Source organism: Paraburkholderia sp. GAS82 (genome assembly GCF_050436285.1).
GTDB lineage: Bacteria > Pseudomonadota > Gammaproteobacteria > Burkholderiales > Burkholderiaceae > Paraburkholderia > Paraburkholderia phenazinium_B.
Genome location: NZ_JBNDLX010000002.1, coordinates 610,570 through 635,008 on the forward strand (window position 1 = coordinate 610,570; position 24,439 = coordinate 635,008).

Annotated in this window: 20 protein-coding genes; 11 read left to right on the forward strand and 9 right to left on the reverse strand. The window is 60.5% G+C overall.

The genetic code is table 11. The features are described 5' to 3' along the window. Positions 1 to 188 precede the first annotated feature (188 nt). A complete protein-coding gene (gene metE / locus P3T17_RS09160) occupies positions 189 to 2,480 on the reverse strand; it encodes a 5-methyltetrahydropteroyltriglutamate--homocysteine S-methyltransferase (RefSeq protein ID WP_429406152.1) in 2,292 nt (763 codons plus the stop codon). 109 nt (positions 2,481 to 2,589) lie between these two features. Between metE and P3T17_RS09165 the strand changes: the two genes are divergently transcribed. The 6 genes from P3T17_RS09165 to P3T17_RS09190 all read left to right on the forward strand — a co-directional run bounded on the left by P3T17_RS09165 (position 2,590) and on the right by P3T17_RS09190 (position 10,481). Next, the gene (locus tag P3T17_RS09165) at positions 2,590 to 3,504 is read left to right on the forward strand and encodes a LysR family transcriptional regulator (protein ID WP_429287317.1); all 915 of its coding nucleotides are present in this window, start codon (positions 2,590 to 2,592) and stop codon (positions 3,502 to 3,504) included. 33 nt (positions 3,505 to 3,537) lie between these two features. Beyond that, positions 3,538 to 4,809, forward strand: coding sequence for an HD domain-containing protein (locus tag P3T17_RS09170; protein ID WP_429406154.1), 1,272 nt, complete (start codon positions 3,538 to 3,540; stop codon positions 4,807 to 4,809). Positions 4,810 to 4,963: 154 nt separating this feature from the next. Further along, positions 4,964 to 6,361, forward strand: a complete 1,398-nt coding sequence (locus P3T17_RS09175; protein ID WP_429406155.1) for a glutamine synthetase family protein — start codon at positions 4,964 to 4,966, stop codon at positions 6,359 to 6,361. A gap of 24 nt (positions 6,362 to 6,385) precedes the next feature. After that, on the forward strand, positions 6,386 to 7,777 hold the full coding sequence (locus P3T17_RS09180; RefSeq protein ID WP_429406480.1) for an aldehyde dehydrogenase family protein: 1,392 nt from the start codon (positions 6,386 to 6,388) through the stop codon (positions 7,775 to 7,777). A 24-nt stretch (positions 7,778 to 7,801) separates the two neighbouring features. Beyond that, positions 7,802 to 8,965, forward strand: coding sequence for an iron-containing alcohol dehydrogenase (locus tag P3T17_RS09185; RefSeq protein WP_133893896.1), 1,164 nt, complete (start codon positions 7,802 to 7,804; stop codon positions 8,963 to 8,965). A 37-nt stretch (positions 8,966 to 9,002) separates the two neighbouring features. Continuing rightward, entirely contained in the window at positions 9,003 to 10,481 is a 1,479-nt protein-coding gene (locus P3T17_RS09190; protein WP_429406157.1) for a M81 family metallopeptidase, read from the forward strand. Positions 10,482 to 10,483: 2 nt separating this feature from the next. On the opposite strand, the gene P3T17_RS09195 is transcribed toward P3T17_RS09190, so the two are convergent. The 5 genes from P3T17_RS09195 to P3T17_RS09215 form a co-directional block, all read right to left on the reverse strand. Then, entirely contained in the window at positions 10,484 to 11,455 is a 972-nt protein-coding gene (locus P3T17_RS09195; protein WP_074267069.1) for a LysR family transcriptional regulator, read from the reverse strand. A gap of 197 nt (positions 11,456 to 11,652) precedes the next feature. Beyond that, complete coding sequence (locus P3T17_RS09200; protein ID WP_429406159.1) at positions 11,653 to 12,627, reverse strand: substrate-binding domain-containing protein; 975 nt, start codon at positions 12,625 to 12,627, stop codon at positions 11,653 to 11,655. Positions 12,628 to 12,701: 74 nt separating this feature from the next. Beyond that, positions 12,702 to 13,733, reverse strand: coding sequence for an ABC transporter permease (locus P3T17_RS09205; protein WP_429287312.1), 1,032 nt, complete (start codon positions 13,731 to 13,733; stop codon positions 12,702 to 12,704). Further along, complete coding sequence (locus P3T17_RS09210) at positions 13,730 to 15,250, reverse strand: sugar ABC transporter ATP-binding protein (protein WP_429406161.1); 1,521 nt, start codon at positions 15,248 to 15,250, stop codon at positions 13,730 to 13,732. Before P3T17_RS09210 ends, P3T17_RS09205 begins: the two co-directional genes overlap by 4 nt. Before the next feature lie 217 nt (positions 15,251 to 15,467). Further along, entirely contained in the window at positions 15,468 to 16,349 is an 882-nt protein-coding gene (locus tag P3T17_RS09215) for an aldo/keto reductase family oxidoreductase (RefSeq protein WP_429406163.1), read from the reverse strand. 104 nt (positions 16,350 to 16,453) lie between these two features. Here P3T17_RS09215 and P3T17_RS09220 point away from each other — a divergent pair, with 104 nt between their 5' ends. Continuing rightward, positions 16,454 to 17,356, forward strand: a complete 903-nt coding sequence (locus tag P3T17_RS09220) for a LysR family transcriptional regulator (protein ID WP_429406165.1) — start codon at positions 16,454 to 16,456, stop codon at positions 17,354 to 17,356. 55 nt (positions 17,357 to 17,411) lie between these two features. On the opposite strand, the gene P3T17_RS09225 is transcribed toward P3T17_RS09220, so the two are convergent. Then, a complete protein-coding gene (locus tag P3T17_RS09225; RefSeq protein ID WP_074267075.1) occupies positions 17,412 to 18,146 on the reverse strand; it encodes a hypothetical protein in 735 nt (244 codons plus the stop codon). Positions 18,147 to 18,325: 179 nt separating this feature from the next. On the opposite strand from P3T17_RS09225, the gene P3T17_RS09230 reads away from it, so the two are divergent. Continuing rightward, positions 18,326 to 20,956 carry a penicillin-binding protein 1A gene (locus tag P3T17_RS09230; protein WP_429406167.1) on the forward strand — a complete coding sequence of 877 codons (2,631 nt, stop codon included), beginning with the start codon at positions 18,326 to 18,328 and terminating at the stop codon, positions 20,954 to 20,956. A gap of 13 nt (positions 20,957 to 20,969) precedes the next feature. Here the strand turns inward: P3T17_RS09230 and P3T17_RS09235 are convergent, their stop codons facing one another. Further along, positions 20,970 to 21,746 carry an NAD(P)H-dependent oxidoreductase gene (locus P3T17_RS09235; RefSeq protein WP_429406168.1) on the reverse strand — a complete coding sequence of 259 codons (777 nt, stop codon included), beginning with the start codon at positions 21,744 to 21,746 and terminating at the stop codon, positions 20,970 to 20,972. Positions 21,747 to 21,830: 84 nt separating this feature from the next. On the opposite strand from P3T17_RS09235, the gene P3T17_RS09240 reads away from it, so the two are divergent. The 3 genes from P3T17_RS09240 (at position 21,831) to P3T17_RS09250 (ending at position 23,969) form a co-directional block, all read left to right on the forward strand. Further along, the gene (locus tag P3T17_RS09240; protein ID WP_429406170.1) at positions 21,831 to 22,724 is read left to right on the forward strand and encodes a LysR family transcriptional regulator; all 894 of its coding nucleotides are present in this window, start codon (positions 21,831 to 21,833) and stop codon (positions 22,722 to 22,724) included. A gap of 79 nt (positions 22,725 to 22,803) precedes the next feature. After that, positions 22,804 to 23,436 carry a chromate transporter gene (locus P3T17_RS09245; protein WP_429406172.1) on the forward strand — a complete coding sequence of 211 codons (633 nt, stop codon included), beginning with the start codon at positions 22,804 to 22,806 and terminating at the stop codon, positions 23,434 to 23,436. A gap of 5 nt (positions 23,437 to 23,441) precedes the next feature. Beyond that, the gene (locus tag P3T17_RS09250; protein WP_429406174.1) at positions 23,442 to 23,969 is read left to right on the forward strand and encodes a chromate transporter; all 528 of its coding nucleotides are present in this window, start codon (positions 23,442 to 23,444) and stop codon (positions 23,967 to 23,969) included. Positions 23,970 to 23,984: 15 nt separating this feature from the next. Here the strand turns inward: P3T17_RS09250 and P3T17_RS09255 are convergent, their stop codons facing one another. After that, complete coding sequence (locus tag P3T17_RS09255; RefSeq protein WP_429406176.1) at positions 23,985 to 24,410, reverse strand: RidA family protein; 426 nt, start codon at positions 24,408 to 24,410, stop codon at positions 23,985 to 23,987. Positions 24,411 to 24,439 lie beyond the last annotated feature (29 nt).

The window sequence follows — 24,439 nt, forward strand, 5'->3', positions numbered from 1 at the left end:
TGGTTGCTGTCCCAGCGCGCATTTCGCCGAAAGAGGATCGCTCTTTTTGGCTTGCGCGTGATCATGCTACTCCATGGCGGTGATTTGTAGCGAGGAGCGTGCCTGTAAACGACGGCCGGCCACCTGAAGGTGGCCGGTTTCGGTTTCCCCGCCATTCAAACATGGCGGGGACTCAAGGAAAGGAGTGCTTAAACGGAAGCGCGCAGCTTCTTCGCCGCTGCCACCATGTTGGTCAGCGCCGGAATGACTTCTTCCCACTGACGCGTCTTCAGACCGCAATCCGGATTCACCCACAGGCGTTGCGGCGGAATGCGTTCCGCTGCTTTCTTCATCAGTTGAACGATGTGTTCTTTGGTCGGGATGTTCGGCGAGTGAATGTCGTACACGCCCGGGCCGATTTCGTTCGGGTAGTTGAAGTTGTCGAAGGCGTCCAGCAGTTCCATGTCCGAGCGCGAGGTTTCGATCGTGATCACGTCGGCGTCCATATCGGCGATGGACGAGATGATGTCGTTGAACTCCGAATAGCACATATGGGTGTGGATTTGCGTTTCGTCATCCACACCATTGGCGGTGATACGGAACGATGCTACTGCCCAGTCGAGATATTCACCCCATTGCGATTTACGCAGTGGCAGACCTTCGCGCAGAGCTGCTTCATCGATCTGGATCACGCGCACGCCGGCCTTTTCGAGGTCCAGCACTTCTTCGCGGATCGCCAGAGCCAACTGATAGCACGACACCGAACGCGGCTGGTCGTCACGCACGAACGACCAGTTCAGGATCGTGACCGGGCCGGTCAGCATGCCCTTCATCGGCTTGCTGGTGAGCGACTGCGCGTACTTGATCCACTCGACCGTCATGGCCTTCGGACGGCTGATGTCGCCGAACAGGATGGGCGGCTTCACGCAACGCGAGCCATACGACTGCACCCAGCCGAACTGGCTGAACGCGTAGCCGTCGAGCTGCTCGCCGAAGTATTCGACCATGTCATTACGCTCGGCTTCGCCGTGCACCAGCACGTCCAGACCCAGAGCTTCCTGCTCGCGCACGCTACGTTCGATTTCGGCGCGCATCGCAAGCTTGTAACCGGCTTCATCCAGCGCACCGCTTTTGAACTGGCTGCGCGCATGGCGGATCGTGCCGGTCTGCGGGAACGAGCCGATCGTCGTGGTCGGGTAAGCGGGCAGGTTTAGCAACGCGGCTTGCTTGTCAGCGCGTGCCGGATAGGCGTTCTTGCGCTGGCCCAAGGCCGGATTGATCTTCGCGAGGGCGGCTTTGACAGCGGGGTTGTTCACGCGCGGCGATGCGCGGCGAGCGGCAATCGCGGCACCGTTAGCCGCCAGCTCTGCTTTCACAGCGTCGCGACCGTTGTTCAGCGCGGTAGCCAGCACCTTCAGTTCGCCCAGCTTTTGCAGCGCGAAGGCGAGCCACGAGCGGACTTCCGCATCCAGCTTCTGTTCGCTTGCCAGGTCCACCGGCACGTGCAGCAGCGAGCACGACGGTGCGATCCAGAGGCGCTCGCCCAGTTGCTTCGCGACCGGCTCGAGCCAGTCCAGCACGCTGTTGAGGTCCGTCTTCCAGATGTTGCGGCCGTTGATCACGCCGAGCGACAGCACGCGGTCCTGCGGCAGTTGTGCGATCACACCGTCGACTTCGGCGCGCGCATTGATCGCATCCAGATGCAGGCCTTGCACCGGCAGCTTCACAGCCAGCGAGAGGTTGTCGAGCAGCTGGCCGAAGTACGTCGCCAGCAGCAGCTTGACCTTGCTGTTTGCGAGAGCCTGGTAGGCGGTGACATACGCTTGCTGCCATTCAGCAGACAGTTCGGTCACGAGAATCGGCTCGTCAATCTGCACCCATTCGACACCTTGCGCTGCCAGCGTGGCGAGCAGTTCAGCGTAGACTGGCAGCAGACGCGGCAGCAGGGCGAGCTTGTCGGAATCGTCCTTGGCCTTGCCGATTGCCAGATAGGTCACGGGGCCGATGATCACCGGCTTGGCCTTGACGCCTTGTGCCTTGGCTTCGCCCAGTTGTTCGAGCAGACGCGATGCATCCAGTTTGAATCCGGTGCTGGCGCTGAACTCGGGGACGATGTAGTGATAGTTGGTGTCGAACCATTTGGTCATCTCACCGGCGGCAACGCCACCGCAGCAGGCAGCGTGGTCTTCGGCACCTTTGGCCGAACGGCCGCGGGCGACGCGGAAGTAGTTGTCGAGGGTATCGCCATGGAAGCCTTGCACCCGTTCCGGCAGGTTGCCGAGGGTGAAGCTCATGTCCAGCACCTGATCGTAAAAGGCGAAATCGCCGACGGCCGCAAAGCCTAGGCCGGTCTGGTTCGTCCAGTGACGCTCGCGCAACTGCGCGCCCAGTGCCTTCAGTTCACCGAGCGAGGACTCGCCTTTCCAGTAGGACTCGAGCGCGAACTTCAGTTCGCGCTTTGCGCCGATACGGGGAAAGCCTAGATTGTGTGTCGTTGCCATCGTGTCGCCTTGATTCGGTCGGTTGCGGATCGGAGCATCCTAACGAAGGCGTCTTATGAAGTAAAATGGTGATAATTCACCTAACCATTAGTTTCGCTCATGTGCAATCATGCTTGAGAGAGTTCATCTGGCCATCGTCCAGGCCGTGGACAAGCACGGCTCGCTGACCGCGGCGGCGGAGATCCTGTGCGTCACGCAATCGGCACTGAGCCACTCCATGAAGAAACTGGAGCAGCAGCTGGGGACGGATATCTGGTTGCGCGAGGGGCGTAGCCTGCGTTTGACCCAGGCCGGTCAATACCTGCTTGCGGTAGCTAACCGCCTGCTGCCGCAACTGGATCTCGCCGAGGAGCGCCTCAAGCAGTACGCACAGGGCGAGCGGGGCGCGCTGCGTATCGGCATGGAGTGTCATCCCTGCTATCAGTGGCTGCTCAAGGTGGTCTCGCCCTACCTCGCGCGCTGGCCGGACGTGGATGTCGACGTCAAACAGAAATTCCAGTTCGGCGGGATTGGCGCGTTGTTCGGCTATGAGATCGACCTGCTCGTGACGCCGGATCCGCTCTACAAGCCGGGTTTGCGCTTCGAACCGGTGTTCGACTATGAGCAGGTGTTGGTGGTGAACCGCGAGCATCCGCTTGCCAACGTCGAGTATGTGAAGCCGGAGCAGTTGACGCGAGAAGTGCTGGTGACTTACCCGGTAGAGACCGACCGGCTCGACATCTATAATCAGTTTTTGATGCCGGCAGGTGTCACGCCTCGTCGCCATAAGGCGATCGAGACCACCGACATCATGCTGCAGATGGTGGAAAGCGGCAGGGGCGTCGCGGCGTTGCCGCGCTGGCTGGTGGAAGAATATGCCGGCAAGATGAATCTTGTGCCTGTGCGGCTTGGGCGGAAAGGCATCGCCAAGCAGATTTTCCTGGGCGTCCGCGAAACCGACATTGAAATCGATTACCTCAAGGCCTTTATCGAGCTGGCGCGCATGCCGGCGGTGGCTTTGACTGAAACACAGGACACGCCATGACACAGTCTCCCGAACGCACCGCGCTCTATGCACATGCTGCTACGCGACCCCATCCACGGTGATATCGAACTCGGCAGCCTCGAGACCGCGATTCTCGATCTGCCGGTGATGCAGCGGCTGCGCGGCATCAAGCAGCTTGGTACGGCGCACCTGGTTTATCCCGGAGCGTTGCATACGCGCTTCGATCATTCCGTCGGCGTCTGCGCGGTAGCGCATCGTATCGTGGCGAGTCTGCGTCGCTCGGGGCTGCAGGTTCCCGCCGAACTGGAAGATGCGATTGGCGTTGCCGCGTTGCTCCACGACGTCACGCATGTGCCGTTCGGCCACACACTGGAAGACGAGCGCCGGCTCTTCGCGCGGCACGACAAAGGCTCGCGCCTCGCGGACATGTTCGCGGGCGAGCTTGGACATGCATTGGACGGCCTGGGCATTCGCGATGCCGTGGGCAGTCTGCTTGGCCTGCCATCGCCTGAAAGCGTGCCTCATTGGGCAAAAGACATTGTCTCGGGCAGCATCGACGCCGACCTGCTCGACTATCTCCGCCGCGACAGCTTCTTTGCCGGCCTGTCCCACGATTACGACGACCGGATCTTCCGCTGCTTCGCCGAGCACGACAACCGTCTCGTGATCCGACTCGCCAAGCATGGCATGGACCGTTCCGACGCCCGTTCGGAAATCATCGGCGTGCTCCGGCTGCGCTACTTCCTGACCGAGCGTGTCTACTACCACCATACCAAGGTCGTGGCGGGCGCGATGATTTCGAAATCGGTGGAGATCGCGCTCGATCATGGCGTACTCGTCGAAAGCGATCTGCTTGAACTTAACGACTGGACATTGCTGGACCGTCTGGCGCGTTGCGGTATCGCGGATGCCGCCGCCCTCGCGCGCCGTACGTTGAATCGCGATCTGCTCAAACGCGGCTACGTGGTCTCTGGCCGCAGCGTGCCGCCCGCACTGCGAAAGGATTGGGTGGCGCGGTATCACGTGTCGCACACGCAGCGCGCGCAAACCGAGAGGGAGCTGGCAGAGAAACTGCGCGTGCCTTTCGCGGACGTCGTGTTGTACTGTCCGGCATTGACCGCCATGAAGGAAGCCGCCGTGCCCGTCGAAACCAGTCGCGGCCTCGAGCTTCTGAACGACGCCGGCAGCGGCACCACCACGGAAATATGCGCACTGCAGGACCGGTATGCGGACCTCTGGCGCTTCTACGTATTCGTTCCGGCAGAGGCGGTCGGGCGCGCCGCGCCGATTGCCGCTGAGATGTTCCAGACGCCGTGTGAACTCCACATGGCGGCCCGCGTTTGAGAAAAACGCCGCTCGCATGTGACCTCACAGCGCCGAGCATTACCGTAGCCGATCATCGCCATAAAGAATAACGATTGTTGTTGATCTGGAATTTTCTCGTTTCTAGGATGGGTCACCGTAACAAGTACAAGCCGGCAACGCGGGGAGACTGAATATGGACGCGCAGGTGAAGCCAGAACGAGCAATCAGGACAGTAGAAGATGCGATTCGCCTGGTGGAGGCGAGCCGGCTGACGCATATCAAGGTCGGTTTATCCGACGTCGACGGCATTCTGCGCGGCAAATATCTGCGTAAGGATAAATTCCTCGGGGCCCTGCGTTCAGGTTTCGCATTCTGCAATGTCGTACTGGGCTGGGACGTGGATGACCAGATGTACGACAACACGAAGTATACGGGCTGGCACACCGCTTATCCGGATGCCCTGGTGCGCATCGTGCCGGAGAGCTGCCGGCGTTTGCCGCTTGAACAGGGCGACGGCGAAGACATGTTGTTTTTCCTGTGCGAATTCGTAGAGGATGCCGAAGCAATCTGTCCGCGAGGCTTGCTGAAGCGCGTATTGAAGCGCGCAGCGGATATGGGCTTCGAAGCTTTTTCTGCACTCGAATATGAATTCTTCATGTTCGACGAGACGCCTCATTCGGCGCGTGAAAAAAATTATCGTGGCCTGAAAAACTGGACTCCTGGAAACTTTGGTTATTCGGTTTTGCGCAGCACGGTTGAGGGCGATTTCTACCGGCAATTGCTCGATTTGTGCGAGCAGATGGATATGCCGATCGAGGGCCTGCATACCGAAACCGGTCCAGGCGTGCTGGAGGCCGCCCTCGCGGTGGACAACGCGTCCGATATGGCGGACAAGGCTATCCTGTTCAAGACCTTTACCAAGGCGCTGGCCCAGAAGAACAATCTGATGGCCACCTTCATGGCGAAATGGTCGCACGACCATCCGGGACAGAGCGGTCACATCCACGTCTCTTTGCGTGAGATCGGCACCGGCAAGTCGGTGTTCCACGACGCAGGTCGTCCTCACAACATGAGCGCGAAGCAGGCCAATTTTATGGCGGGCGTACAGCGCTATCTGCCCGAATTCATGTCGATGTTCGCGCAGACCGTGAATAGTTATTCGCGTCTGGTGCCGGGCTACTGGGCCCCGCTCGATGCAACCTGGGGCGTGGAAAATCGAACCACGGCGTTGCGGCTGATCCCGGGCTCTGAGAAATCGCAGCGCGTTGAAGTCCGTATCGGTTCGGCCGACGCGAATCCCTATATCGCGCTGGCAGCCGCGTTGGGCGCTGGTTTGCGTGGTATCGAGCAGGGCCTGGAGCCAGAACCGATCGTCCAGGGCAACGCTTATACGCAAGAGTTTCCGGCCCATCTGAGATTGCCCAACACCCTGTGGGATGCCGCACAGCGACTGCGCAACTCCGAAGCCGCGAAGGCCCTGTTTGGCGAAGCGTTCGTCGAGCACTTTGTCGCCACTCGCGAATGGGAAGAGCGGCAGTTCCGTCGGCACGTGACCGATTGGGAGTTGGCACGTTACTTCGAGATTATCTGAGTCCAGGAATCCAGGCCCACCATGATGAAAGATGAGTTGATTACCATTAGCCCGATTGACGGCAGCGAATTCGTGCGCCGCCCTTATGCGAGCGAGTCGCAGATCGGGGAAACGCTGCAGCGTGCGCAGCTTGCCCAGAAGGCATGGGCTGCAACGCCGCTCTCGGAGCGGCTGGCACTCGTTGGCCGTGCTGTAGATCACTTTGTCGAGAACAAGGCAGCTATCGCCGAAGCGATTACCCGACAGATGGGACGTCCGCTACGCTACACCGCCGGTGAGGTAGACAGCTTCGCCGGGCGGGCGCGCCATATGATGGCGATTGCAGAAGATTCATTGAAGCCCGTTCAGGTGGAACCGCAAGCCGGCTTTACGCGGTTTATTTCGCGTGAACCGGTTGGCGTGGTGTTGACTATCGCGCCGTGGAATTACCCTTTGCTGACGGCGGTCAACAGTATTGTGCCGGCCCTGCTCGCAGGCAACACGGTGATTCTTAAGCACTCCGATCAGACGCCGTTGTGTGCCGAACTGATCCATCAAGCTTTTGTTCAGGCCGGAGCACCCGAAGGTGTATTCCAGTATCTGCATGTCGACCATGAACGTGTGCGTCGCTTGATACGCTCGAACGAGATCGGCTTTGTCTGCTTCACCGGTTCAGTTAGCGGCGGTCGGATCGTCGAGGAAGCGGCAGCAGGGCGCTTTATTGGTGTTGGGTTGGAGTTGGGCGGTAACGATCCGGCCTATGTGCGAAGCGACGCCAAGCTCGATCATGCAGTGGAGACGCTCGTCGACGGGGCCTTCTTCAATTCAGGCCAGTCGTGCTGCGGCATCCAGAGAATCTATGTGGCTCAGCCTCTGTACAAGGATTTTGTCGAGCGTGCGGTGGCGCTGACGAACCAATATGTATTGGGCAATCCGCTCGATGCGCAAACCACGTTGGGCCCAGTGGTGCGAACGTCGGCAGCGGATGGGGTGCGTTCAGTGATCGCCGAAGCACTCGCCAAAGGCGCCAAAAATCTGATCGCCGAAAGCCAGTTCGGCATGTCGCGCACTGGTACGCCGTATGTGGCGCCGGGTGTGTTCGTGGATGTCGATCACGGCATGACGCTGATGAACGACGAATGTTTCGGCCCGGTGGTGGGCATCATGCCTGTGTCGGGAGATGATCGGGCCATCGAACTGATGAACGACAGCCCTTACGGTTTGACCGCAGCTGTATTCACGACCGACGAAGAGGCCGCGCTATCGATCGGTCGGCGCGTCGAAACGGGTACGTTCTTTATGAACCGCTGCGACTATCTCGACCCGGCGCTCGCCTGGACCGGCGTGAAGAACACGGGCCGTGGTGCGACGTTGTCGGCGGTCGGTTACGAGCACCTGACGCGACCCAAATCTTTTCATCTGAAAACCGGCCTCTGACCGAGACCTTCGAAGGAATTTCGTATGTCACTTCCCTCCGTGAACTGGAATTACCCGACTGCGGTGAAGGTCGGTGCTGGCCGTGTGCGCGAATTGCCGCAATGGTGTGAGAGCCTCGGCATGCGCCGGCCGCTTCTGATCACCGATCCGGGCCTGGCGGCGTTGCCGCTCATCGGTAGCGTGCTCGATCACTGCCGGTCCGCCGGTCTCGAATGCGGGCTGTTTCACGATATCAAGGGCAATCCGACCGGCAAGAATGTCGATGATGGCGTGGCGATCTTCAAGGCCGGCGGCCATGACGGTGTGATCGCCTTCGGCGGCGGCTCGGCCCTCGACGCGGCTAAGGCCGTAGCGCTGATGGTTGGGCAAGAACGTCCGCTGTGGGATTTCGAGGACGTCGGCGATAACTATCTGCGCGTCAACGTGGCCGGTATGGCGCCGGTGGTGGCGGTGCCGACTACTGCCGGAACCGGTTCGGAAGTGGGACGCGCCTCGGTGATCACCGACGACCACGCCCACGTGAAACGGATCATCTTTCACGCGAAGATGTTGCCTGCGGTCGTTATTCTCGACCCCGAGCTGACAGTTGGTCTGCCTGCAAAGCTGACGGCAGCGACTGGCATGGATGCGCTCTCGCATAACCTCGAAGCCTACTGCTCGCCGTTTTATCATCCGATGGCCACGGGCATCGCGCTCGAGGGTATTCGTTTGATCAAGCAGTTTCTGCCGCGTGCGGTCAAGGATGGCCACGATCTCGAAGCGCGTTTGCAGATGCTGGTGGCGTCGAGCATGGGCGCTACGGCGTTTCAGCGTGGTCTCGGCGCAATGCATGCGCTGGCCCATCCGCTCGGTGCGTTATATGACGCTCACCATGGCATGCTGAACGCCATTCTGATGCCGTATGTGCTCAAGGCCAATGAGGCCGTCATCGCCGAGCGGATTGAATTGTTGGCGCGCTACCTTGAACTGGCGCAACCGTCGTTTGCATCGTTCCTCGACTGGGTGTTGGCGATGCGCGAATCGCTGGGCATTCCCCATACGCTGAGTGAGATCGGCATCGGTGCGCAAGACGCGGCGAAGGTGGGCGAAATGGCGGTGGTCGACGGGTCCGCCGGGACTAACCCGATTCAGTTTAGTGCTGCAGACTACAGCCGCATTTTTGTAGCGGCAGTAGAAGGCATGTTGTAACGCCAGTCGCAACGAGTCGGTGTTATTGGGGGATGGCGTGGCAAGAATCGGGATTGGCGGCTTTCTACACGAGACGAATACCTTCGCCGCCAGCCGCGCGCGCTTCGCTACCTTCGTCGAAGCGGACGCGTGGCCCGGTTTGCTGGTTGGCGAGGAGATGTTCGGCGCGGTCTCGGGCGTGAATCTGGCAATCGACGGTTTTATCCGCGCTGCGCAGACCTCGCATGAACTGGTGCCGCTATTGTGGGCTTCGGCAAATCCAAGCGGCCCGGTAACGGAAGACGCATTCGAAGCGATTGCCTTCATGCTCGACCGGATGATCCGCGATGCGGGTCCGCTAGACGCGCTGTTCCTCGATCTGCACGGCGCGATGGTGAGTGAACATCTGGAGGACGGCGAGGGCGAGTTGCTCCGGCGCTTGAGGCGAAGAGTCGGCGCCGCGCTTCCGATCGTCGTCGCGCTCGATTTCCACGCCAACATCACGCCCGCCATGTTCGAACATGCGAGCGGCCTGCTGGCATACCGCAGCTACCCGCATGTCGATATGGCGCAGACCGGGCAGCGTGCGCGGGAGTTAATGGACCGGTTGCTGGGCGGCAGAGTGCTGCACAAGGGCTACCGCCAATTGCCCTTCCTGATTCCCATGCCTTGGCAAAGTACCTTGGCTGAACCGATGCGCAGTCTGGTTGCGCTCGGTGATTCGCTGGCATCGGAACAGGTTTTTTCTGCCGAGTTTGTGCCGGGCTTTCCACTTGCCGATATTTATCACAGTGGGCCGAGCGTGATCGCGTATGGTCACGATCGCATGGCGGTCGAGCGCGCGGTCGAATCGTTGACGCAAGCTGCTTTCGCGAGGCAGGCCGATTTCGGTGGCCGTTTATATGCGCCCATGGACGCGGTTGCGTATGCGATTGAGCAGGGACTACGTGGGGAAGCCGGCACCATCATCCTGGCCGATACCCAGGATAATCCTGGCGGCGGGGGGAGTGGCGATACGACCGATATCCTTCACGAACTGTTGCGGCAAAACGCGCCGCGTGTTTGCGTCGGTGTAGTGTACGACGCGGCATTTGCCGAAGCGGCGACGTATGCTGGTATTGGCGCTGTGATCGAGGTCCCGCTCGGCGCAGCGAGTGGCATCGGGGCGCCGCCGCTGCAGGTGCCGTTTGAGGTGCTTGCGCTGGGAACAGGCCGTTTCACCGGCACAGGACCGTTCTACCTTGGCTGTCATATGGATCTCGGGCCGATGGCTCGGGTGCGTTGCGGTGGCCCCCTGGGCATCGAGGTCGTGGTATCGAGCCGCAAACAGCAAGCTGCCGATCGCGCCATGTTCCGCCATCTCAGCGCTGATCCGGCTGACTACCGCATTCTGGTTCTAAAGAGCTCGGTTCATTTCCGGGCCGACTTCGCCGAGCTTGCGGACGAAATTCTGGTGGTGGCCGCGCCCGGCGCCAATGCCGCAGACTTGCGCCAGTTACGCTACGAAAAACTGAGGCCCGGCGTCACGCTGCTTTAAAGTCAGCCCAACACGATAGACGGCAGCAACCACGGCGCGTTGGCCTCGATGATTGGCAAGAAGCGATCCTTTAGCAACTGCACGCTGTCCTGAGCGAGTTGCTGCGGTAGCAGGCCTAGATCGTCTTGACGGGCAACCATGGTGAGTTCGCGAAAGAACTCCTCTCCGGGAACTGGCGCCAGGCGAAACGCCTGGGAGAACTGCCTATCTGCGGTCAGCCCCGATTGCAGCAGACACAGTGGCGTCGTGATGGTCCAGCCGGCATTGGCCATCACGAGAGACATGATCGCGAACGTGTTGTCGAGTTGCAGGCGCACGGGTGGCCGAAATCCCCATTTTTCCAGCTGCGTTTCGATACTTCGGCCTATCACGCTGGTATTGCTGTAGCGAATGAAGTCGTCTCTGACCTGCAGGCTGCGCAAAGAAGGAACCGCTCCTTTGAAATTGCTGGGCAACACCAGAACAAAGGGCTCACGCAGAATGCGCTGGCGGTACAGCGAAGGGTTTTTCGACACCACGTCATCGGAGATGATGATGTCGACCTTTCGCGCGAGCAACGCTTCGGCATGCTGATGCGATAGGCCGGTCACCATCGACCAGTTGGCGGTGCGTTGCCGTATTGCGGCCAGCAACTCGGCGCCGATGCTGGTGGCCATGGAATCGACCAGTGCGATGCGAATGTGTTTGAGCGGTTCGCCGTGGGGCTTGTGGAACTCCTGACTCAAATGCCTGGCGTCGTCCAGCAGCGTAAGCGCGCGGTTATAAAACTGACGACCCACAGGTGTGAGCATCGGGGGACGCTGCGAGCGATCCAGCAATTGCAGATTGAGCGCCTGCTCCAGGTTCGATAACGTTTGAGAGACGGAGGACTGTGTGATTTTGAGCCGCTGACCGGCAGCCGTCATGCCACCGGATTCGACGATAAGCACGAAGACCTCGAGCGCCTTCAGATCGAAATTGATTCCATTTTGCATAAGACCGGCTGAATCGCCACGGGAGGTGGTCAGGAGCGGGTGAGGGGCGTGACGCTTCCAGGTAGTGTACCCGCCGTTAGCGATGGTAGAGAAATGTGGAACCTAAAGCGTGAAAAAAATGGATGTCCTTTGATCGCCTTGCCGTGCTGCAGCAAGGCGACCGATCTCGGAGTGCGTCATTCAGACTAAAGCCGGAACTAGAACTGCTCCTTGCCGAAAAGCGACTTCGCATTGTTCTGGTCGATACGCTGGGTCGGCACCGTGACATTGCGTGGCACCTCGGTCGCGCAATCGATCAGGATCTTCTTGGCAAGCTCGAGCGCCTGCGCGGCTCCCGTGGGATAGGTGTAAGTCGCAGCCCATTGACCGTCCGCGACCGCGCGCATGCCGCCTGACGGCCCCGGCAAACCATCCGTGCCGATGATCTTCACCTGATCGGTCTTGCCAGCTTGCTTCGCTGCGATATATGCCCCCGCTGCCGCGAGATCGTTGCTGGTGTACACTAGCTTGATGTCCGGATGCGATTGCAGCATGGCGGAGAAGACGGTCACAGCCTGGTCTTCCATCCAGTCTACGGGCTGCACCGCGACGAGCTTGATCTTGGGATTCGCGGCAATGCCAGCCTTGAATCCTTCGAGTCGCTCAATGGCGGGCGACGAACTCGGCAGACCTTCGAGAATCGCCGCTTCGCCACCATCGGGCAGTAACGTCTTCGCTGCCCACTCGCCCGCTTCTTTCGCGATCTGACGGTTGTCCCCGCCCACGAAAGCCGTGTAGTTGTCGCCTGTGGTCTTGCGGTCGAGTTCGATCACGGGCACGCCGGACTTGTAGACGGCCGTTACGGCAGGCGTGAGCGGCGCGGCCTCGAACGGCGAGATCATCAGCAGATCGACGTGCTGGGTCTGGAAGTTCTCGACCTGCGACACCTGCGTGTTCACGCTGGCCTGTCCGTCCGCGATCACGAGCTTGAACTTCGGGTAGTTCTTCACGAGGCGCTCGAGCTCGTGATTGACGTGCTCGCGATACGGCTCCTTGAAGTTGGCCTGGCTAAAGCCGATCACGTAATCGTTATTCGGCCCGCACTCTTTCGCGAGCGGCGTACCCGCAGCCCACGCGCCGGAGGCGACAGCCGCGCCGGCAACAAGCAAAGTCGTCTGCAGAAGTGTTTTCATGTGTCCGTCTCCAAATCGTTTTGAAAGATGCCGGACGCAACCCCGATCTTCGCCGCCGGGAGCCGCGCGAGAGACTACCGCTTCGAACCTCCGCGGCCGACGACGTAGGTTTGCAGTGCTGCGGCGATCACGATGATTGCGCCCGTCGCGAGAAGCTGCATGGCGGCACTGACGTCATTGAGCTGCAGGATATTGGCGAGCGCCCCCAGCATGATGGCGCCTGCAATCGTGCCGATCATCGAACCGGCACCGCCGAACAGGTCGGTGCCGCCGATCACGACGGCGGCGATCGCGTTGAGCTCATAGCCCAGGCCGTCGTTAGGGCTACCGAATGAAAACTGTCCCGCGTGAACGATGCCGGCAATCGCGGAGGCGAAACCGGTCAGTGCGTAGACCGAGATCTTGATCGCGCTGACCGGAATGCCGGACAGACGCGCCGCCTTCTCATTGCCGCCGACAGCGACGACATAGCGCCCATAACGCGTGTTGTTAAGCAGGAACGCAGCGATGACCGCGAGAACCACGAACACCAGTGTAGCAACAGGGAAAACACCGCCGATTCTCTCGCCGAGCACCCCGAAGGCCGGTGGCGCGTTGCCAGGGCCCACGCCATATTGGATGTTGATGAAAGCGTTATTGGAGGCGATCAAAGCGAAACCGCGCGCTGCCTGCAGACCGGCGAGCGTGACGATAAACGCCTGAATGCGAAACGCGGTAGAGATGGCTCCCTGAATGGCGCCGAATATCACTCCCGTCACGATGACCAGTGACAGCGTGCTCCAGAGCCCCCAGCCCTGGTTGATAAACAAGGTCGCGGTCAATACCGAGCAGAGTCCGAGCACCGCGCCAACGGAGAGATCGATGCCGGCCGCGATAATCACGAACGTCATGCCGAGCGCAAGAATGCCGGTTTCGGAGATCGACCGGATGATATTGGCGATGTTGTCGGGCGCAAGAAACAGGATGTGGCCGTGCCTGCGCGGCGAACAGATAATGCCGGCGGCCATCACGAGTATGAGTCCCAGCAGGCTCTGAAACCGGACTAGATAAGTGAGCAGGCCACGTGGACGGTCTCCGGCTGTCGTGGATGTCGGTGTCGTGCTCATGCGGCCAGTCCCTCCCCTTCACTGACGCGCCGGATCGCCTCTTCGCTGGGATTCGGGCCGAATTCCTGAATCGTCTGTCCCGCGTGCATCACAATGATCTTGTCGCACAGGCCGATCAGCTCCGGCAGTTCCGAGGACGCCACCAGCACGCCAAGCCCCTGTTCCGCGAGGCTGCGCAAGCGCCGGTAGATTTCAGCCTTGGCGCCGACGTCGACGCCGCGAGTCGGTTCGTCGAGCAGCAGCAAGCCTGGATCGCTCATCAGTTCCTTGGCGAACACGACCTTCTGCTGGTTGCCGCCCGAGAGGTTGACGACCTTGGCTTCGGGGCGCCGCGGACGTACGTCGTAATCTTCGAGGGCGCTGATCACCTCGCGCCGTTCGAGTGCACGTGAGACGAGGCCAAAGGGCGTGACGCGCTTTAGCGTCGACATTACTGTGTTCTGCGCGACGGTGTGATTGAGGATCAGTCCGGTGCCGCGCCGGTCGTCAGTGACATAAGCAATTCCCGCCTGACGGGCGGCCTTGATATGGCCGAGTGCAGTTGGCCGGCCACGCACTTCGACGAGTCCACGCCAGTGTCCACTTGTGCCGAAGCCGTACAGGGTCGACAGGAGTTCTGTACGTCCCGCTCCCATGATGCCCGCGAGACCGACAATCTCGCCCTCGTGGACGGTCAGCGAAACATCGCGCGGCACCTGCCAGCCGACACGCGGGATGTTGGACTCGAAGGCAGCGTGTTCGAGTCGCAGGATCGGTGCCCCTATCTTTTCTGAGCGCGGTGGGAACAGATCGGAGAACGGGCGCCCGACGAGAAGCTGGACAAGCGTAGCTTGCGGCGCATCCGGGGCAGTCGTGCCGACCACGGCGCCGTCGCGCATCACCGTCACGCGGTGCGCGATGCGCGTCACCTCCTCAAGCCGGTGAGAGATATAAACGATCCCAACGCCGCGTTCGGATAGCTCTTTCACGACGGAGAAGAGATGGTCCGCTTCGACAGCCGACAAAGCGGCGGTGGGTTCATCCATGATGAGGATGCGTGCATTGGCCGACAAGGCTTTGGCGATCGCGACAAGCTGGCGCTCGCCCATCCGCAGGCTCGAAACCGGCAGACTGGCATCCAGCGACACGCCTGCATGAGCCAGCAGATCCTGCGCTTTGCGCCGCATGGCGGCGCCGGCCAGCACGCCCCAACGGGTCATCTCGTTGCCGAGGAACAGATTGCCCGCGATGTCGAGGCCCGGAACCAGATCGAGTTCCTGCGGGATCATGGCGATTCCCGCAGCATGGGCGTCGTGAGGGCTCGCGAAGTTCAGCGGATTGCCGTCGAGTTTGATGACGCCTGCATCGGGCCGAACTGCGCCCGACAATACCCCCATCAACGTGGATTTGCCCGCGCCGTTTTCGCCGAGCAGAACGTGCACCTCGCCGGCCGCGACGTCGAAATCGACCCCCTTCAGCGCATGAACACCGCCGAAGCGTTTGCGGATTCCCAGTAATTCCAGGTGGCAAGCCGTCATGGCATGCCGGCGCGAGCTTGACGTACGGGCATACGCAGGTTCTTTTCCGGTGTAGGCGGGCGTCCCCAACGCAGGGGTTCGTTAATTCCTTACTTCCCCAACAAGCCTACGAAAAGCTAAGCGCTCCTACAAGCGCTTGCTTCTCGATACTTACCCTGATATTTGGCAAGTGCCCCGGTTGTCCGAGGCATTGCGTTCAGTTCATTAAACCCTGCGCTTAATGCGCCCCGCTTACCTGACGGATCGTGTCCAGTTCAGCGAGCACCGTTTCGGACAGCTTCAACTGCCCCGCCTGCAGGTTTTCTCGCAGATGCCCGACCGACGAAGTACCCGGAATCAGCAGAATGTTAGGCGAACGATGCAAGAGCCACGCGAGCGCGACCTGCATTGGCGTTGCACCAATCGATTCCGCGACCTTGGACAACCCCGACGACTGAATCGGCGTGAATCCGCCAAGCGGGAAGAACGGCACGTACGCGATGCCCTTGGCGGCGAGTTCGTCGACCAGCGCGTCGTCTTCGCGCTGCACGAGGTTGTAATGGTTCTGCACGCAGACAATCTCCGCGATGCCCTGCGCCTCGGCAACCTGCGTCGAGGTCACGTTGCTCAGCCCGATGTGGCGAACCAGGCCTTGACGCTGAAGTTCGGCCAATGCTTCGACCTCCCTGGCAATCGAACCTTCCGCAGGACCGTGGATCTTGCCCATGATCCGCATATTGACGACCTCGAGCGTGTCGAGACCCAGATTGCGAAGGTTATCGTGGACGCCGCGTTCGATATCTTTCGGGTCGGTTGCTGCAAGCCAGGCGCCGTCGTCGCCACGAACCGCGCCCACCTTGGTGACGATGACGAGATCGTCCGGATAAGGGTGAAGCGCTTCGCGAATGATCTGGTTGGTGACATGCGGCCCGTAGAAATCGCTCGTATCGATGTGGTCGACGCCCGACGCAATGGCTTCGCGAAGCACCGCGATGGCCGCGTCACGATCCTTCGGGGGACCAAATACGTTGGGTCCCGCAAGCTGCATGGCGCCGTAGCCCATCCGTTTGACGGTGCGGCCGGCAAGCTTAAAAGTGTCTACAAGGGTAGGTGTAGTCATAACGCCCTCCTTTGGCGAGTGATGGGACGCAGTATGGTCGTGATTGCGTTGTTTGAAAATCCGATCTAAATTGCACGGGTTGTTCAAAATTTTGCACAATCGCCATGGAATTGAATGATCTCGCCGCTTTCGTCTCTGTGGCGCATGCCGGGGGTTTTCGCGACGCTGCGCGCATCAGTGGCGTGTCGGCGTCGAGCCTGAGCATCGCCGTGCGCCGGCTTGAGACGAAGTTCGGCCTGCGTTTGCTCAACCGGACCACACGCAGTGTGGCGCCGACTGAGGCGGGGCTACGCCTGCTCGAAACGCTGACGCCCCTGTTCAGCGAGATGGAAGCGGCGCTGGATGTCCTGAACGGGTTTCGTGAGAAGCCGACCGGCACGCTCAAGCTCAACGTGCCGTCGAGCGCGGCGCGGATTGTCTTGCCCAGCGTCATTGCGTCGTTTCTGAAGGCCTATCCCGACATCCGCGTGGAGGTTGTGGTGGAGGACGGCTTTGTCGATGTGCTTTCGATCGGCTGCGACGCGGGTATTCGCTACGACGAGCGGCTTGAGCAGGACATGATCGCTGTGCCGATCGGACCGCGTGTGCAGCGTTTTGCTACGGCCGCGGCGCCGGAGTATCTCGATGTACATGGGAGACCCGAACATCCGCGCGAACTGCTTTCGCATGCTTGCCTGCGTGGGCAGTTTGCTGGAGGGGCGAAACCGACCTGGGATTTTGAACGGGACGGTGAGGTGGTGCGGTTGGATCCGTCGGGGCCGCTGCTTGTCCGGCCGGGGGCTGCAATGGACCTGGCGATCAGCACCGCGGTGGCCGGGGTAGGGGTGATTCACCTGTTCGAGGATATGCTGCGCCCGCATCTCGAGAGCGGAACGCTCGAGCCAATTCTGGAGCCGTGGTGGCAGAGTTTTCCGGGGCCGTTTCTCTACTACCCGGGGCGGCGGCATTTGCCGGCGCCGTTGCGGGCTTTTGTGGATTTTTTGAAGGCGGGTGAGGGATCGAACTAGCGCTCACCCGAGCTTCATTCCACCCGTCATATCAGCCAATGGCTAAGGAAAGCGGCTACTGCGTGGCGTGCTTGAACGATTCCAGTTCGCTCGTAAACCGTTGAGTCCTGACGCCGTTGCTTCCGTAGTACTCCTCGACGGACTTAACCCAGCGGCCGGTTTCGGGCACGTACCAGAACGCCTTGTAGAGACGGCCAGTGACCGCCGTCGGCGCGGCCTTGCGGGTCTGCGCTATAACGGTCGTTCCTCCCTGCGTGGAGAAGGCGCCTCCCGTTGCCGATTGAATCGGTGCAGTCTCCGCGGTCCAGTCTCCTTCGGCTTCGACCTTGATCGCGTCAAACTTTCCCGCGGGCACTTCTACGGATTCGGGGCCGACCACCTTGAACCGGCTGTCGAACGACTCCGATGCGTGCTGCACATTCGGATGCGCCTCGGTGTATTTCACTTCCCACGTCTTGCCGACGGTCAGCGGGAACGATAAAGGCCGATTGACCGTAGTTTCGGAGCCGTTCACGTTACGCGAACGGCTCCAGTCCGAGCCCGCGATCAGTTCTTTTGCGGCCTGGGTCGTGCCAACCTGCTTCGTTTCGAAGTAGATATGATCGGACGTGGTCCGCAGTACGACGATCTCGTCATGACTCTGGTGCCAGCCGTTAGGGCCGTTCTCGATCGTATTGACATACGTCCAGGTGTCGCCCTCGCTGAGTTTGGGGGCAGCGACGGACTCTGCGTGCACAAGCGTGGGAGCAACAAGGGAAATCAGCAGCAGGATGGTTCTTGTCGTTTTCATGGTCTTTGGTTTTTCTCAATTGGTCTGCCGGACGATTCTAGTTACCCAATCTTTCGGTTAGCATTCAGGCCGGTTTTACCAAAACCGCTGTTCCCGATCTCTTTCCACATCTGCCAGAACCTGGGCCCACATACGCGGTTTGATACCATTCACGCTTTTCAAGATGGGCCGAAACCAGCGTGAGTCGCCAATTTGTATCGTCCGTACGTGAATTCTGCCGCCTGTGGGCCGGCCGGCTTGCACGTTTGCTGGGGGCCACCCTTCTTCTCGTCGTGGAGTTGATCGGGTTCGCCGCTCGCCTGCTCAAACCCTTGCTGGTCAAGGTGCTGTTCCATCTACGTCATCCGACGCGGCGCGGTGTTCTGCTTACGTTCGCCACACCGCCCGCGCTCGTGCTGCTGTATGTGATTGTGCTGATTCCGTTCACGCCGAGCATTAGCGATATCCGCAAGGCGCGGGTCGACCAGCCGGCGCAGATTCTCTCGGCCGACGGCAAGCTGCTCGCTGAATTCAAGCCTTCGAACCGCGAATGGGTTTCGCTGGCCGATATCTCGCCCCACATGGTCGACGCACTGATCTCGACCGAAGACCACCGCTTTTACCAGCACCATGGTATCGACTGGCGGCGCACGGGATCTGCGGCATTGCACACGTTCGGCGGCGACCGCCAGGGTGGTTCGACGATCACCCAGCAACTGGCGCGCAATCTCTATCCGGACGAAATCGGCCGCGCTCCGACTCTCACGCGCAAAGTGAAAGAAGCGATCACCGCGCTAAAGATCGAGGCGGCTTATAGCAAGGACCAGATTCTCGAAACGTATCTGAACACGGTGCCGTTTCTGTACAACGCGTACGGCATCGAAATGGCTTCGCGCACGTACTTCGGCAAATCCGCGGATCAACTGGATATTCTGGAAAGCGCCACGTTGACCGGCATGTTGAAGGGCAACAGCTATTACAACCCGGTGATCAATCCGGACCGCGCGCTGGAGCGCCGCAATACGGTGCTCGCGCAGATGGTCAAATACGGCCGTCTTTCGCAGACGACCTACGCAACATTGAGCCGCAAGCCTCTGCGCGTCGATTTCGAACGGCAGATCGAACCGCCGGGACCTGCTCCGCACTTCGCGCAGCAGTTGCGTAAGTGGCTGATCTCGTGGGCCGATCGCAACGACTACAACATTTACTCAGATGGACTAATTGTTCATACGACGATCGATTCGCGTCTGCAGTCGATGGCGACCGCGGCGGTTGTCTCGCAGGGCAATGCGTTGCAATCGGTCGCCAATGGGGCGTGGAGCGGACGCTCCGGCTGCTCGCCGCAAAGCGATCTCTTCAAGAGTTTCATCCGCGAGACGCCGGATTACAAGGCTGCGATCAGCGCCGGTCAAAGCGACGACGATGCGCTTCAGCATCTGGGCGCTGACCGTACATTCGTGCGCACGCTGTGCCACGATAAGACCGAAGTGCAGGCAGGTTTCCTCGCCATCGATCCGCGTAACGGGCAGATCAAGGCATGGGTGGGCAGCCGCGATTTCACTGACGAGCCGTTCGATCACGTTCAGCAGTCACGGCGTCAGCCCGGTTCGACGTTCAAGCCGTTCGTGTACGGTGCCGCTTTCGCAGATGGCGCGAAGCCCACGGACACCTTCATCGATCAGCCGATCGAAATCCCGCTGAAGGGCGGCGAGATCTGGCGTCCGAACGACGATGCGCCGCCGAGCGGCAAGCCGATGACACTGCGCGATGCGCTCGCTTATTCGCGCAACCGCATCACCGCGCAGTTGATGGAGCAGGTTGGGCCGGACAAGGTGGTTCGGCTCGCGCGCGCGATGGGCGTGCGCGACAGCGAACTCGCCCCTGTGCCGTCGCTTGCACTGGGCACGAGCCCGGTGACGATCAAGGAAATGGTCTCAGCGTATGGCACGATTGCGAACGACGGCGAGTATCTCGAGCCGCGCATGGTGACGAGCATCGAGGATCACAATGGCAACGTGCTCGCGCAATTCGAGCCCGCTTCGCCGGAGCGGGCGTTGTCGGCTGCGGCGGATAGGACGCTGCTCGATGTGATGCGCGATGTCGTGAATCGCGGTACTGGTGCCGCTATCCGTTCGCGTTTCGGCATTCGCGCGGATGTGGCGGGCAAGACCGGCACGACGCAGGACAATGCCGACGGCTGGTTCATCCTGATGCATCCGCAACTGGTGGCGGGTGCGTGGGTTGGCTTCGACGACGGGCGTGTCACGTTGGGCAGCAATTATTGGGGCGAAGGCGCGCATACCGCGTTGCCGATTGTCGGGGATTTCTATCAGCGTGCGCTGCGAGCGCGGCTGATCGATTCGCGAGTGAAGTTTGCGACCGAGGTGCAGCCGAGTCTGTTCGATGAGTTCCGCGACAAACTGAATGCGTGGGTGAGCTATCTGTTTGCATCGAAGCCGAAGACGCAAACTGCGTCTGCACCGGTGCGTCATGTGGCACCGAAGCCGGCGCCAGTTACTCCGCCTTCGGCATCTGTGCCGTCATCCGCATCGTCGGGGACGTCTGCGGCCCTATCGGCTCCTGCAGCTTCAGTGCCGCGTGAAGTGCCGCCTTTGCTCGGCGCCCCTGGCGCAGCTGCATCGGCGCCTGCGGCTGCTTCGAATTCTGGCTCGAGCGCTATACCTCCTGCAGCGGTACTCTCACCGGCATCGGCCGCCGAGTTGATGGGCGTGCCGCAACGCAACGGCGGTTTCCCCGTTGAAGGGCCAGGTTCGTCGCCTACACCCTCGCCGGATGTACCTGAGGGCGATTCTGGGTCGAGCAGGCAGTGAGCCCCGCGCACTTCTACGCGATGTGCGCGGCGAAGCCGACCTGTTCAGGAGCAATCTCAGGTCGAAGCGTGCATTCGGGAATGTCGTATTCGCCTGCATTCTGCTGGCGATACGGTATCGGGTTCGTATTCCAAAGGTCGTCGAGACGTTGTCCGAGTTTGTCGCAGGTTTCCAAAAACCGTTCGTCGTCCATACGGCTGGTCCGATAGACGACGAACGGCGGCAACACGTCGAAGCCGGGGTAATACAGTATCCCGTGCTGAATCGGGAATAACACGTCGTCGATGGGTCCGTTGATACCTCGCGGGCCGTAGTGCGATTCCCATCCACCAGTGGTGACGATCAGCATCGCCCTCTTGCCCGTCATCGAACCTTCTCCGTAGCGATCGCCCCAGTGAGAATTGGAATGTTCTCCTACTCCATACGCGAAGCCATACGCATAGACGCGCTCTACCCAGCCTTTCAGGATCGCCGGCATCGAGAACCACCACAGCGGAAACTGCAGGATGAGTGCATCCGCCCAGCGCAACTTGTTCTGTTCCAGGACAATGTCCTGACTCTGCCTACCGCTCTCGAACGCAAGTCTGGACTCATGCGACGGATCAAAACGCGTACCGGCTGGCCGATCGATGCTGTCGTCCTGGTCGAGCGACGCTTTCCAGTTCATTGCGTACAGGTCTGATACTTGTACCGTATGCCCCGCATCTTCAAGACGCTTGATCGAGAAGTCCTTGAGCGAACCATTCAATGATCGAGGCTCGGGATGGGCATACACGAGAAGAATATTCATGACTTGGCCTCCATTGCAAAGAGAGGCAGGATAGGTCTCGGTCGGGTATATTGGAAATGAATTTCCAATATCACAGGTATTACCGTGAATAATCTCAGGCGGCTGGACCTCAACTTGCTAGTCACGCTGGATGTCCTGCTCTCGGAACACAACGTGACGCGTGCAGCTGAGCGGCTGAATTTTTCGCAACCATCGGTCAGCGTACATCTCGCCAAGCTAAGGGATATCTTTGGTGATCCACTGCTGTTGCCGGGGCCGCGCGGCATGCGGCCCACCGCGCGGGCGGAATCGCTGCGCGAGCCTTTGCGGCAGGCGCTTGAAGCACTGGAGAGAACAGTCGCCCCAGCCAGCCCCTTTGATCCCGCCACGGCGAGTCATACGTGGCGCGTCGCCGCGGCCGACTACGGGGAATCGACGATCCTGCTGCCGGTGTTGGCCGGCTTGCGCTCGGCGGCCCCTGGCACCCGGCTGGCGGTTGTGGAGATGTTTCCGTCGCGCATTGCCAGACAAGCGGAACGGGGGGAGATCGATCTTGCTTTCCATACCAGCGAGGGGTCACCCGCCGGATTGCATCGCCGGGTGCTGTTTGCGGAGCGGTACGTGCTGGTCGGTCGTGCGGGACATCCGCGCCTGAAGCGGCGGCCAACGCTCGCGCAATTCTGCGAGCTTGAGCACGTAATCGTGTCGCAGGACGGCGCCGGGTTCCGTGGCGTTACCGACGAAGTGCTTGCAGAAGCAGGAATGTCACGCCGGGTTGTGCTTTCGGTCCCGCATTTTCTCTTCATGATGTCGGTTTTGGCGAGCACAGACCTCGTCGCGATGTTGCCATCGCGCCTGACTCGCAATACGTCAACGTTGCGCGTGGTCGAGCCGCCGCTGGAGGTATCTGGCTACGAGATGGCCATGCTTTGGCATGAGCGCTCCCATCGCGATCCTGCGCATCGATGGTTGCGCGATTACATTGCGGATTCAGTGTGATCTGCGTCGCTGCGGCACGGAATATGCCGTTGCTATTATCTCCCGCACCGCAAACAAACCGCCCTGAGTGGAATGTCCAATGAACGCACCGATCTCCGATGATGGAAATAGCCAACGTTCCGGCCCGCGCGCCGACGCGCCCTTCGCTTCGCCTAAGCCGACTTTAGGCGAATTGTTCGGTGCGTTCTTCATGATCGGGCTCACTGGCTTCGGCGGTGTGTTGCCCTGGGCGCGCCGCATGCTCGTCGAGCGCCGTGGCTGGTTGACTGATCGCGAGTTCGCCGAAGTGCTACCACTGGCACAGCTCCTGCCTGGACCGAACGTATCGAACATCGCCACCATCATCGGACGGAAGTATCACGGCGCACTCGGCGCGGTGACGGGTGTATGCGGGCTTTACCTTGCCCCTACGATCATCACCGTAGGCGTCGGCTACGCTTACGCAAGCTGGGGTAACGCGGCCGTTACGACACACCTGCTCGCAGGCTTGATGCCTGTAGCGACGGGTCTGGTGATTGCGACGGTGCTCAAGCTGCTTGTGAGCTTGCCACGTGACCTTCGGAACCTGGTACTGGTGGTCGCGATGTTTGTCGCGGTCGGCTTGCTGAAGCTGCCACTGCTGCTGGTTCTCGCGGTGCTTGGCCCGTTTGGCTCGTGGCTGATGTGGCGTGCGCTGCGCGCCGAGGCTTCAACGAAGCCTCGCGCGGAGTAAGCCTGATGACCTCCAGACTGACCGATCTCGCGCTCCACAGTGCGCTGTGGTCCGTCCTCGCCGTGGGCGGGATGAACTCCACACTGGCCGATATTCAACGTTACGCAGTGGATACGCGTCACTGGCTCACTGCCCAGCAGTTCGTCACGTTCTTTTCGGCCATGCAGGCGGCGCCGGGTCCTAATGGCATGGCGGTCTCGCTGATCGGTTTTCAGGCAGCCGGGCTGGCTGGCGCGCTGGTCGTGACGATTTCCATGATCGTGCCGTCCGCGTTGCTCGCTTACTTTGTGAGCGGCTGGGTCGAACGGCGCAACGATTCACTTGTTGTGAAGGCGGTTCGCCGTGGTCTCGCGCCTGGGACAGTGGGTCTGCTCGCTTGCGCATCCTACGTTTTCGTTCGGGAAATCGACGTCAATATCGGTCGTGCCGTGTTGACGATCGTGACGGTGGTCGTCGCTTATCGCACGCGGTTCAACCCGATCTGGCTGGTTGCGGTGGGTGCGGTGTTGGGGCTGGCGGGGTTCGTCAAATAGCGGGCAAGGTCAAGGTCAAGGCGTGTCGGAAGCGGGGTGCCGAAACCTCTCCCGCGGAATTTCCGCAATCGCGGCGATTTCGATCATCAGTTCCGGACGATACAGTCGCTCAACCTGAACCGTGGTGGTGACAGGAAACGGTGCGGCGAAAAACTCCTTGCGGATATCTCCTGTACCCATGAACGCATCGATATCCGTTGCGTAGTGCACCAGTGATATCACGTCGGCCATTTGTCCACCCATGACCGCTAAAACATCGCGGATGTTCTCCAGCACCTGGCGCGTCTGCGCGCGCATATCGTTGTGGCCCACCACCTGTCCGTTTCTGTCGAGCGAGATCTGACCTTTCAGGTGCACGATATGGCCGTCACCCTGGATGACGGCCATCGAGAACGCGCCAAACGGCGACCATAATTCGGGCGGATTGAAGGCCTGCACCATTGTCGAACTCCGTTGACGGATTGCGCCCG

Bases quoted from the DNA above. Each gene is read 5' to 3' on its own strand.
- P3T17_RS09180 (WP_429406480.1), top strand. From the start codon at position 6,386: ATGAAAGATGAGTTGATTACCATTAGCCCGATTGACGGCAGCGAATTC.
- P3T17_RS09255 (WP_429406176.1), bottom strand. From the start codon at position 24,410: ATGGTGCAGGCCTTCAATCCGCCCGAATTATGGTCGCCGTTTGGCGCG.
- metE (WP_429406152.1), bottom strand. From the start codon at position 2,480: ATGGCAACGACACACAATCTAGGCTTTCCCCGTATCGGCGCAAAGCGC.
- P3T17_RS09185 (WP_133893896.1), top strand. From the start codon at position 7,802: ATGTCACTTCCCTCCGTGAACTGGAATTACCCGACTGCGGTGAAGGTC.
- P3T17_RS09170 (WP_429406154.1), top strand. From the start codon at position 3,538: ATGCTGCTACGCGACCCCATCCACGGTGATATCGAACTCGGCAGCCTC.
- P3T17_RS09165 (WP_429287317.1), top strand. From the start codon at position 2,590: ATGCTTGAGAGAGTTCATCTGGCCATCGTCCAGGCCGTGGACAAGCAC.
- P3T17_RS09175 (WP_429406155.1), top strand. From the start codon at position 4,964: ATGGACGCGCAGGTGAAGCCAGAACGAGCAATCAGGACAGTAGAAGAT.
- P3T17_RS09225 (WP_074267075.1), bottom strand. From the start codon at position 18,146: ATGAAAACGACAAGAACCATCCTGCTGCTGATTTCCCTTGTTGCTCCC.
- P3T17_RS09215 (WP_429406163.1), bottom strand. From the start codon at position 16,349: ATGACTACACCTACCCTTGTAGACACTTTTAAGCTTGCCGGCCGCACC.
- P3T17_RS09245 (WP_429406172.1), top strand. From the start codon at position 22,804: ATGAACGCACCGATCTCCGATGATGGAAATAGCCAACGTTCCGGCCCG.
- P3T17_RS09205 (WP_429287312.1), bottom strand. From the start codon at position 13,733: ATGAGCACGACACCGACATCCACGACAGCCGGAGACCGTCCACGTGGC.
- P3T17_RS09210 (WP_429406161.1), bottom strand. From the start codon at position 15,250: ATGACGGCTTGCCACCTGGAATTACTGGGAATCCGCAAACGCTTCGGC.
- P3T17_RS09220 (WP_429406165.1), top strand. From the start codon at position 16,454: ATGGAATTGAATGATCTCGCCGCTTTCGTCTCTGTGGCGCATGCCGGG.
- P3T17_RS09195 (WP_074267069.1), bottom strand. From the start codon at position 11,455: ATGCAAAATGGAATCAATTTCGATCTGAAGGCGCTCGAGGTCTTCGTG.
- P3T17_RS09250 (WP_429406174.1), top strand. From the start codon at position 23,442: ATGACCTCCAGACTGACCGATCTCGCGCTCCACAGTGCGCTGTGGTCC.
- P3T17_RS09200 (WP_429406159.1), bottom strand. From the start codon at position 12,627: ATGAAAACACTTCTGCAGACGACTTTGCTTGTTGCCGGCGCGGCTGTC.
- P3T17_RS09235 (WP_429406168.1), bottom strand. From the start codon at position 21,746: ATGAATATTCTTCTCGTGTATGCCCATCCCGAGCCTCGATCATTGAAT.